The sequence below is a fragment of the Microcystis sp. LSC13-02 genome (genome assembly GCA_002282935.1).
Taxonomy (GTDB): Bacteria; Cyanobacteriota; Cyanobacteriia; order Cyanobacteriales; family Microcystaceae; genus Microcystis.
On the sequence record MTBT01000183.1, the window covers coordinates 1 to 9,885 of the forward strand.

At 43.6% G+C, this 9,885-nt stretch carries 10 protein-coding genes and 1 pseudogene; 5 read left to right on the forward strand and 6 right to left on the reverse strand.

Features of this window, described 5'->3' with window-relative positions; all coding sequences use genetic code 11:
• Positions 1-166: 166 nt before the first annotated feature.
• Complete coding sequence (gene psaC / locus BGL89_RS10960) at positions 167-412, reverse strand: photosystem I iron-sulfur center protein PsaC (protein ID WP_002734319.1); 246 nt, start codon at positions 410-412, stop codon at positions 167-169.
• A 251-nt stretch (positions 413-663) separates the two neighbouring features.
• Here psaC and acs point away from each other — a divergent pair, with 251 nt between their 5' ends.
• The 5 genes and pseudogenes from acs to BGL89_RS10985 all read left to right on the forward strand — a co-directional run.
• Complete coding sequence (gene acs / locus BGL89_RS10965; protein WP_286825734.1) at positions 664-2,634, forward strand: acetate--CoA ligase; 1,971 nt, start codon at positions 664-666, stop codon at positions 2,632-2,634.
• 517 nt (positions 2,635-3,151) lie between these two features.
• Complete coding sequence (locus tag BGL89_RS10970) at positions 3,152-4,150, forward strand: PDDEXK family nuclease (protein WP_286825735.1); 999 nt, start codon at positions 3,152-3,154, stop codon at positions 4,148-4,150.
• Between the two features lie 87 nt (positions 4,151-4,237).
• Entirely contained in the window at positions 4,238-4,483 is a 246-nt protein-coding gene (locus BGL89_RS10975) for a hypothetical protein (protein ID WP_286825736.1), read from the forward strand.
• Positions 4,467-4,919 (forward strand): HNH endonuclease, encoded by a 453-nt coding sequence (locus tag BGL89_RS10980; protein ID WP_286825737.1) that lies wholly within the window; start codon positions 4,467-4,469, stop codon positions 4,917-4,919. The genes BGL89_RS10975 and BGL89_RS10980 overlap by 17 nt, the downstream gene beginning before the upstream one ends.
• A gap of 33 nt (positions 4,920-4,952) precedes the next feature.
• Positions 4,953-5,177, forward strand: a pseudogene (locus BGL89_RS10985) (DUF29 domain-containing protein); the annotation flags it as partial.
• Positions 5,178-5,345: 168 nt separating this feature from the next.
• Here the strand turns inward: BGL89_RS10985 and BGL89_RS10990 are convergent.
• The 5 genes from BGL89_RS10990 to BGL89_RS11010 form a co-directional block, all read right to left on the reverse strand.
• Positions 5,346-5,852, reverse strand: a complete 507-nt coding sequence (locus tag BGL89_RS10990) for a DUF1269 domain-containing protein (protein ID WP_286825739.1) — start codon at positions 5,850-5,852, stop codon at positions 5,346-5,348.
• A gap of 97 nt (positions 5,853-5,949) precedes the next feature.
• Entirely contained in the window at positions 5,950-6,567 is a 618-nt protein-coding gene (locus BGL89_RS10995) for a CP12 domain-containing protein (protein ID WP_286825740.1), read from the reverse strand.
• 80 nt (positions 6,568-6,647) lie between these two features.
• A complete protein-coding gene (locus tag BGL89_RS11000; protein WP_286825741.1) occupies positions 6,648-7,913 on the reverse strand; it encodes a hypothetical protein in 1,266 nt (421 codons plus the stop codon).
• A gap of 114 nt (positions 7,914-8,027) precedes the next feature.
• Positions 8,028-9,218 carry a glycosyltransferase family 4 protein gene (locus BGL89_RS11005; RefSeq protein WP_286825742.1) on the reverse strand — a complete coding sequence of 397 codons (1,191 nt, stop codon included), beginning with the start codon at positions 9,216-9,218 and terminating at the stop codon, positions 8,028-8,030.
• A 47-nt stretch (positions 9,219-9,265) separates the two neighbouring features.
• The coding region (locus BGL89_RS11010; protein ID WP_286825743.1) for an RNA-guided endonuclease InsQ/TnpB family protein at positions 9,266-9,885 on the reverse strand (620 nt) is incomplete at its 5' end.

Sequence of the window (9,885 nt, forward strand, 5' to 3'; positions counted from 1 at the left end):
AAGGTTCAGTTTTTAGCTTGGTTATCGCTTTTTCCATTTTAGCTTAAAGCCGTCCTCAAAGGACGGGGTTTTAACCCAAATTTTCGATAACAAAAAAAGAGGACTGGTTAGTCCTCTTAACAAGATTAGTTTTCGCTAAATATTAAACACAGAATGATTGCCAGGCCTAGTAGGCTAGACCCATACTGCGGGTGGTTTCTGCTCCGAGATAAACCCGAATGCTTAGGAAATCCGTCGGACAAGCCGTTTCGCAACGTTTACAACCAATACAGTCTTCAGTGCGGGGGGAGGAGGCAATCTGGGCAGCTTTACAGCCATCCCAGGGGACCATTTCCAGCACGTCGAGGGGACAAGCCCGAACGCATTGGGTGCAACCGATACAGGTATCGTAAATTTTAACGCTATGAGACATTGAATTATGACTCCTTACCGAGTGTTCTCCATGTTAAATTTCGGGTTTATCGGTTAGTTTACCTTACAGCGATCTGTTCATCGCTCGATCGGTGACATAACTTTAAACTCTGTAACACTTGGGGCCAAATGGCGATCGCTAGTTGGGGATCGAGTAATCCTAAAATAGCCTTAAAGAATTGCTTGCCAAGGTTACGGGGGGAACCGAAAAAGGTAATCTGGATCGCAAGATAATTTATTTCGTTTGCCAGTATGACAGAAATAGCGATCGAATCGATCCTACAGGAAAATCGGCTGTTTCCTCCCAGTGCCGAATTTGCTCAGAATGCCACAATTAAAAGCTTTGAAGAATACCAGCAACTCTACGCCAAAGCCAAGGCCGATCCCCCGGCTTTTTGGGCCCAATTAGCCGAAAAAGAATTACATTGGTTTGAAAAATGGTCAGAGATTCTTGACTGGCAGCCCCCCTTTGCTAAATGGTTCGTCAACGGCAAGATTAATATTTGTTACAACTGTATTGACAGACATCTCACGACATGGAGACGCAATAAAGCTGCCATTATTTGGGAAGGAGAACCGGGAGACAGCCGCACCATTACCTACGAACAGCTACACCGAGAAGTGTGTCAATTTGCCAACGCTTTAAAGGAATTAGGCGTAAAAAAAGGCGATGTGGTCGGAATTTATATGCCGATGATTCCCGAAGCAGCGATCGCCATGTTAGCCTGTGCCAGAATTGGCGCGCCCCACAGTGTAGTTTTTGGGGGATTTAGTGCCGATGCTTTGCGCGATCGTCTTAATGATGCGGCTGCTAAGGTGGTAATCACTGCCGATGGTGGTTTCCGCAAGGATAAAGTAGTTGCCCTCAAGGAACAGGTAGATCTGGCTCTAGCCGATAATAGCGCCCCCAGTGTGGAAAAAGTTCTCGTTGTCCAGCGCAGCAAGGAACCCATCAATATGGTTGCCGATCGCGATTACTGGTGGCATGATCTACAAAAACAGGTATCTGCTAACTGTCCGGCCGAACCCATGGATAGCGAAGATATATTATTTATCCTCTACACCAGTGGTTCCACCGGCAAACCGAAAGGAGTCGTCCACACCACCGGCGGTTATAATCTCTACACCCATATCACCAGCAAATGGATTTTTGACCTGAAAGACACCGATGTTTACTGGTGTACTGCCGATGTGGGTTGGATTACCGGCCATAGTTATATCGTTTACGGACCGCTTTCCAATGGTGCAACCACGGTAATGTATGAAGGGGTTCCCCGTCCCTCTAATTTAGGCTGTTTTTGGGATGTAATTGAGAAATATCGCGTTAATATCTTTTATACTGCCCCCACTGCTATCCGCGCTTTTATCAAAATGGGGGAAGACATCCCCAATAGCCGGGATTTATCCTCTTTGCGCTTACTGGGAACCGTGGGAGAACCGATTAACCCGGAAGCGTGGATGTGGTATCACCGGGTTATCGGTAAGGAAAAATGTCCGATTGTCGATACTTGGTGGCAAACGGAAACCGGGGGAATTATGATTACTCCCTTACCCGGGGCAATTGCCACCAAACCGGGGTCAGCAACCCTACCTTTTCCCGGTATTATCGCCGAAGTGGTGGACTTAGAGGGCAATCCCACCCACGCGAATGAGGGGGGTTATCTGGTGGTGAAATATCCCTGGCCCGGTATGATGCGAACAGTCTATAAAAATCCCGATCGCTTCCGCAATACCTATTGGGAACATATCGCCCCCAAAGATGGCCAATATCTCTATTTTGCCGGGGATGGTAGTCGTCAGGACGAAGACGGTTATTTCTGGGTAATGGGGCGCGTCGATGACGTGATGAGCGTTTCTGGCCACCGTTTAGGGACAATGGAGATCGAATCAGCTTTAGTATCTCATCCCGCGGTAGCGGAGGCGGCTGTAGTGGGACGACCGGATGAAATTAAAGGGGAAGAAGTCTATGCTTTTGTGACTCTCGAGGGGCATTATGAAGCGAGTCCGGAGTTAGCGAAAGCATTAAAGGATCACGTTGTCAAGGAAATTGGCATTATTGCTCGACCGGGAGAAATCCGTTTTACCGATGTGCTGCCAAAAACGCGATCGGGTAAAATTATGCGTCGTCTCTTGCGAACTTTAGCATCAGGTCAAGAGATTTCTGGTGATACTTCTACTCTAGAAGATCGATCGGTTTTGGATAAATTACGGGAAGGTGCGTAATTTAATTGCCAGTTTTTCCTAGTAGTTAGGGTGAGGAATTAAGAGTTAATCTTATCTCACTCTAACTAAAGTGATTCTCGGTGAACGTATTTGCTCAAGCAGCAAAGCTATAACGGTTCTTCGTTACTTGGTATGGTTCGATCGGGCGGCATAAATCGACTAAATTCTTATCTGGCAAAAGACTTAATTGATTAGTTCGCTCTAGATCGAAAACAATTGACAAATATCGCAGCAATGTCTTTCTCTATAGAGTCCATTTGGTATCTTTCCCAAAATCATTACCCAGTATGGATTAGAGCGAATTAGCCAAAATACCTGTAATTCTTACCCGTGAAGATTAAATATTACTACCTATTGACAAATTAGTATATATGTTGTATGACGGGGTGATATACAGAAAGTTGACCCACATCGTTACCCCAGAGAGTGTTATATAGAAAGTTTTCGTATAATATGTAGTTAGCTGGCTTTCGTCCTGCCCCTCAATAGCAGCAGTTTTCTATCTTTAGTAGAGCCTATGCCCATCTACACTTTTAAGGACAAGCAACTTACTGAGGTTAAGAGCACTCAGTTTGGAGCAGAAGGGATTCAAGAGCGTCATGATCTTCAAGCGGCGTTAAGGGATAAAATTACGGTCATCTCTCCGGATACATTGGTTATTGCTGAAGAGTTCTCAGAGTGGACTGAGGGAGCTAGAAGGATTGACCTGCTCGGCATTGATAAGCAAGCAAATTTGGTAGTTGTCGAACTTAAAAGAGATGAAACAGGCGCTCATATGGAATTGCAAGCGCTGCGTTACGCTGCTATGGTTTCTACACTAACCTTCAAAAGGGCTGTTGAAATCCACCAGCAATATCTAGACAAACGCTGCATTGATAAAAGCGCTGAAGAAGAAATCCTCAATTTTTTGGGTTGGAGTGATTCCTTGGAAGAACAATTTCCCAAAGATGTCAGAATCGTCCTCGCCGCTGCTAATTTTTCTAAAGAACTGACTACATCAGTGATGTGGCTCAATAAGCGCGATAGTGATATTCGCTGCGTTCGTCTACAGCCTTATAGACTTGGTGAAGAGCTTCTGCTTGATATTGAGCAGATAATCCCCTTGCCAGAAGCGGAGGAATATCAGGTGAAAGTGCGAGAGCAAGCATCGGCTCAACGAGCTGCTGCCAGTTCTAGCAAAGACAAGACAAAATATCAGTTTCTTGGGAAAGACTATAATAAGCGCCAGCTTGTCCTGGCTATCGTTGCTCATTATCTCCAGACTCACCCGAATACAACCTTTGAGCAATTACGTCAAGTTTTTCCTGATGCGATTTGTCGGAATTTTGGTGTTGTAGCTCTGCTAGAAAAAGCAGAGTCTAAAGGAGGCGCAAAACGCTATTTCTTAAATGAGGAACAACTACTCAAAACTGGAGAGGGCGAAACCATTGCCGTTTGCAACCAGTGGGGAATTGATAACATTAGTCCAATCCTTGAAATTGCTAAGAACCAAGGGTATCAAATAGAAGAACTGTAAAACCTTATCCGGCCTTGATTGGAGCGCGTTATACTATATATCGGTCACGAGGATTATTCTCTTTATAGAAAGCACGATAGAGGTCAAGTGGTTACAACTCTTAACAAGCCATCTTCTCTAATTCATGAAATCCAGCTGGAAAACCTGGGTAACTGGAGCTTATTCAAATTCAGTGAATCCCTTCAACTGCGAATGGAAAGCTTGTTGGAAAAGAAAAAAACTGATCAAATTACTCCTGATGAAATTGCTGAGTTAGATGCAATTGGGGAGTTAGATCGAATTTTTACCCATATTAATGCGATGCTTGCTGCTCAAAATGTCAATCAGTCATGAACTTAAGCAAGCAATTCGAGAACGGGCTAAATACATCTGTGAGTATTGTCATTCACCGGAGCGACTGAGTGCTAATCGATTTACCGTTGATCATGTCATTCCAAAATCTTTGGGTGGTTCTGATGAACTTGATAATCTCGCACTTGCCTGTCGTCGTTGCAATGAGAGGCGATACAACTTTGTAGCTGGCATTGATCCAGATACTCAGGAGATTGTTCCTATGTTCAATCCTCGCAAACAAAAGTGGGAAGATCATTTCGTTTGGCTAAGTCAAGGCGTTGTTATAGAAGGAACTACGCCGATTGGTCGTGCAACTTGTCTTCGGCTTGATTTGAATGATAACCGTTATCCAGAAAACGATTCCATTCGAGAAACAAGACGTTTTTGGACACAAACTGGATTGCATCCTCCAGCAGATGATCCATGCCAAGCCTAAGCAGTGTTGTCGCCAGCCAGTTAACTTCACCGTTGGTTGGATTTCATCAATGATGGGCGATCGCAAATTCGTCGTAAGTTAGAGGATAGTCCCAGTTTAAGCAGTTATCCCGCGCAAATTTTGGACAAGGAATATACCAGAGCGCGTCGGGAAACCGCCAGACAAACAGGTTTAGTCCTTAGCATTTTTCCCGAGTTTTGTCCCTATACTATCGCGCAGGTGATAGAAGATTGGTTGCCCGGTGATAGCCTGGATTGAAGGTTAAATAATACTAAATCCGGTTATTAAAGACTGATTATCTATTCCCCCTTTTGCATGAGTGCCTGTCCTGATATGTAGCCTATACTCAAGGGATTTAGTATAAATTACCTAAAAAAGCAAAAAGGGAAATATATTCCCTTTTTCTGGCTTTTATGGCTCAATATGCTAAACGATTTCGGGTTTAACACCTCTTTGGTCGAGAATTTTCTGTAATTCAGCTTCGTCGGTTTTGGTCAAAGAAGTGCGTAACACTTTACCTCCGTAGGGGGCCACTTCATCGAGGACCTTATCGGGGGTAACTTTTTGGACGAGAACAAAGAGAGCAGATGTACCTGGCTGCATGGTTTCTCCCAATTCCCGCATAAAATTGTCATCCACACCGATATCAGTTAAAGCACCTCCCAAAGCGCCACCAGCAGCACCGAGGACAGCCCCTAATAAAGGGGATAAAAAGAGCATTCCGATTAATAATCCCCAGAAACTGCCACTAGCGGCTCCTGCTGCCGTTAAATTGACCGCTTGCTTGAGTTTAATCTGGCCATCTTTGTTTTTAACCACTACGGCAGCATCTTCTAACTCGATGAGATGTTCCTGTTGCAGTTTAGCCAAAGTTAAACGAACTTCTTCTGCTTTAAATTCGTCCTCATAGGCGATGACAAATAGATCAGCCATAGTTTTTCCTCGATTATTAGTAAATAAAACCTTTATACACTACTTTTGCCGGATTAAAACGTTTGAGGTATTCTCCGATACCTCAAACCCATGGAGATTAGGTGTCATAAATACGAGCTTCAAAAGCATCGGGATTTTCTTGACAGTATTCCTCAAAATAGGTTTTTTCCGGTTTTTTAGCGCGTTGGTGTGCCAATTCTGCCTGTAATTCCTCAACAACATCCCAAGCTGCGGCACAATCGGGAGAATTTCCCCCTTTTTCAGCACATACTGCCCGGGCAATATCTCTAGCTTTGATAATCTCCGCTTCTAAATCAAAACTGCGGGGCTTTTCGACGGCGTTACCTTTATGGAGGATGTCACTAACAGATATAACACCGAGTAAATCACCTTTAATTACCGGTGCGAAACGAATACCGGTATTAGCAAATAAGCGAGCTACATATTCAACCCCGAGGTCGGGATTAATCACGATGCAGGGTTTGCTCATCACTTCATAGACTCGCACCTTTTGCGGATCTTGACCGAAAGCGACGACTTTATAGACAATATCGGTTTCAGTGATAATTCCGTAAGCATCTTCATCGTGACGACGATCAACAATGAGAGTTCTAATGTTCTTTTCTCTCATCAATTGTACCGCTTTGGCAACGGTTTCAGAACCTTTAATCTTGGCCACCTCCGTGGTCATAATTTCAGCTGCTTTCATAGTCATATTCAGAGAAGTTAAGTTGTGCCTTTGTTATTTTAAGGTATATCCTTGTCAAAAATCAAAGAATCTCATCTGCAAGATTTCTAGTTCCAAGGACGCAAAAAATAAGAAACTAACATCAAACAGCCGACAATATTCCCCAGCAATAAGCGGGCCACCTTGAAATAGTTATCTTTGGTATAATACTGGGCTAAGAGGATCAAGAAAGGAATAGCTGTAGCTGTATAGCGAGTCGAATAATAATGGGTAATTTTAAAAGCTGTAGCGGCAACTATGATCACGGCAACATTTAAAAACAGAAATTTACTATCTCTCTTGTGATCTCGGCAATTGTTGAGGCTGGCAATCAGAAAAAGAATTCCAAAGGCAAGTAGACAGGAGGAAGCTAAATAGAAAAAGAAACTTAGCAAAGTAGGATCGGGAATAATTTTCTTGAAAACGTGGTAGGCTGGACGAATAGAAAGGATTTTAAAGAGAGCGTTGCCTAGGAAGCTGCTGACCAAGACAGATATTATTATCACCTTATTCAAACTGAACCATTTGGGAGTGAGGATAAATAATAAAAGACCGGTGTAGGCAAAGGAAAGAAATCCGTTGACCAGAGAATATCCAGAAGATAATGAACTTTGGCCGGGGGGAACTAATCCACCCCACACGCTAAAAACAATAGCGGGTAAAATTCCAGAAGTTAACCAGCATAATAGTAAAGGTTGCCAAGATTTTTTTGAGGAACTAATTGTTAGTATTGGCAAGATAAACACTAAAACGAGAAAAGTTTGTCTGCCTACAATTGCCATCCCTAAACATAATCCACTCAGAGCGGCTATTCCTAAGCTCATTTGCTGGTTATCTTCAATTTTTTCCAGAGCTATAAATATCAAGAAAACTGCTAAGGTTGCCAAGAGCATAGCAGGGATTTCCGTGAGAGCCATGCCCGTAATTAACCAAATTATTGGTAGGCCCATAATTGCCAAACTAGGGACTATTGACCGGGGAATTTTGAAAATTTTTTGCAGGGTTAAACTCAGGACTAAAATTAACAGTAATAAAAGAAGAATATTAACCAATCTAATGGCAGGGGCTTGCAAATTAGTCCAGGGCTGAAAGATATAATGAATTATCGGGTATAGTGGACCTGGGGCTGATTGTCCTGTACCGCGTAAGAATCGATAGGATAAACCGTATTGATTTAATAAATCTACTAACGGTAAGTGATAAACTTCATCATAAACGAGAGCATGGGGAGAAAGAAGTACACAGGTCAATAAAACCACCAAACCGATGAAATTGACCAGGACACTTGCTAGTTGAGGGGGATTAAAATCCTTAGTCATTTTCAGCATATTCATAATTTCGTGTCGAGGAAATTATTTTCCTAAGATTATGCTCTATTTCATTGGGTTTGTCCAGAAGAAAATCGGGACGGCTTCAGGATGGCTGACGGACAAAAAACTGATCCCCTATTAACGCCATTCTACCAGTTGTCGTTCTTGGACAACCAAACCATATACTGTCTCGGTTTGACGGGCTAAATTCGCCCAATGAAAGCGTTTTTCTAGGTCTTCGTAGGCGTTATTAACTAATTTTTGAGCGTATTCGGGATGATTTAAAACCTCTAAAATGCCCCAAGCGAGGGAATCGGGATTATTGACCCGGGTGACAATTCCCGTTTGGCCATGACGGACAACTTCGGGAAAACCGCAGGTATCGGAAACTACCACGGGAACCCTAGCGGCGAAACTTTCCAAGGCGACAATACCAAAAGGTTCGTAAAGACTAGGAAAAACGGCACAATCGGCCACGGTTTGGAAGCGATCGAGGTTTTCATCGGACATAAAGCCCGTAAAATAACAATGATGCCAGATACCGAGATGCCAGGCCTGTTGTTTGAGTTTGTCGGTATTGCCGCCACCGATAATGACAAATTTAGTTTGACCCTCGGTCTGGACGAGGACTTTTGGGGCAGCGTTGAGTAACACCGAAACCCCCTTTTCAAAGGTCATACGCCCGACGTAATAGACGATTTTTTCGTGATCTTGGGCATATTGACGACGAAAAGCTTGGTAATCAAAGTTAGGGTCTCTTTGCTTTTTCTCGGCCCGAATACCGTTATAAACCACATCGATTTTATCCCAGGGTGCGCCCAAAGCCCGATGGACTTCATGACGCATATAGCCGGTACAGACGATAATGCGCCAAGCATTATAGACGAGGGTTCCCTCTTTGCTGCCGATATAGCGTTGGGTGTCGGTGTGCAGTCCGTTATAACGTCCGTATTCCGTGGCGTGAATAGTGGCAATCAGGGGGATTTTAAAGAGATGTTTCATGGCAATGGCCGCATCCCCTACTAACCAATCGTGGGCATGAACAAGGTCAAATTTTCCGTATTCGGCGATTAGTTTGCCGCCCTGTTGCCCCATGCTGTTATTCATGTTGACCACCCAATGGAAAAAGTCATTGCCGGGGGGTACGGGGACGCGGTGGATGTGAATGCCTTCGACCAGTTCGTAACTGGGGGCATGACCGAATTCGATCGTGATTAAATGGACTTCATGACCGAGTTTGACGATTTCGGGATAGAGTTCAGCGACATGACGGGCGATACCGCCCACTAATCGCGGTGGAAATTCCCACGCTAACACTAAAATCCTCATTTTTCCCTAACCTCGACCTGATTTAAGCTGTTGACATACTCCCACCGTCACAGCGTAGCTTGACGGTGGATTCTTGACCTATCACTATCGGAAATTCCTTGTTCAACGAGACAGCTTAGATTCTCAATGTCTCCATTAAGAATCCAGAGACCGGACTCTGCCAAGGCGTTTGGGTCTGTTTCTGTTTGCCCAACAGTACCGTTGAGATGATTTCCCAAATATTGTAACCCTTTTTTTAGAATATTTATTGCTGCATTATGATCCCTATCTAAGACTGTTTTACAGTTAGGACATTGATGAGTTCTAGTACTTAATGTTTTTTGAACTCTTGTTCCACAAACCGAACAATCTTGGCTAGTAAAATGGGGAGGAACAGCAACACAAACAATCCGATAAATCTTGGCAAAAAATTCAAACCATTCGGTGAATTGATACCAAGAAGCATCAGAAATCGACTGGGCAAGCTGACGATTTTTGACTAAGTTTCTTACCTTTAAAGCTTCATAAACTACCAGATCATTAGACTGGACTAACGCCAAAGCGTCTTTGATTGCTTTGTCTTTACGTTGTCTTGACACTTTAAGGTGAAGTTTAGCTACTTTTATCCGTTGCTTGTGATAGTTGTTAGACTGTTTCTTTCCTTGACGAAATCGTTTTGATAATCTCC

Bases quoted from the DNA above. Each gene is read 5' to 3' on its own strand.
- psaC (WP_002734319.1), bottom strand. From the start codon at position 412: ATGTCTCATAGCGTTAAAATTTACGATACCTGTATCGGTTGCACCCAA.
- acs (WP_286825734.1), top strand. From the start codon at position 664: ATGACAGAAATAGCGATCGAATCGATCCTACAGGAAAATCGGCTGTTT.
- BGL89_RS10970 (WP_286825735.1), top strand. From the start codon at position 3,152: ATGCCCATCTACACTTTTAAGGACAAGCAACTTACTGAGGTTAAGAGC.
- BGL89_RS10980 (WP_286825737.1), top strand. From the start codon at position 4,467: ATGTCAATCAGTCATGAACTTAAGCAAGCAATTCGAGAACGGGCTAAA.
- BGL89_RS10990 (WP_286825739.1), bottom strand. From the start codon at position 5,852: ATGGCTGATCTATTTGTCATCGCCTATGAGGACGAATTTAAAGCAGAA.
- BGL89_RS10995 (WP_286825740.1), bottom strand. From the start codon at position 6,567: ATGACTATGAAAGCAGCTGAAATTATGACCACGGAGGTGGCCAAGATT.
- BGL89_RS11000 (WP_286825741.1), bottom strand. From the start codon at position 7,913: ATGAATATGCTGAAAATGACTAAGGATTTTAATCCCCCTCAACTAGCA.
- BGL89_RS11005 (WP_286825742.1), bottom strand. From the start codon at position 9,218: ATGAGGATTTTAGTGTTAGCGTGGGAATTTCCACCGCGATTAGTGGGC.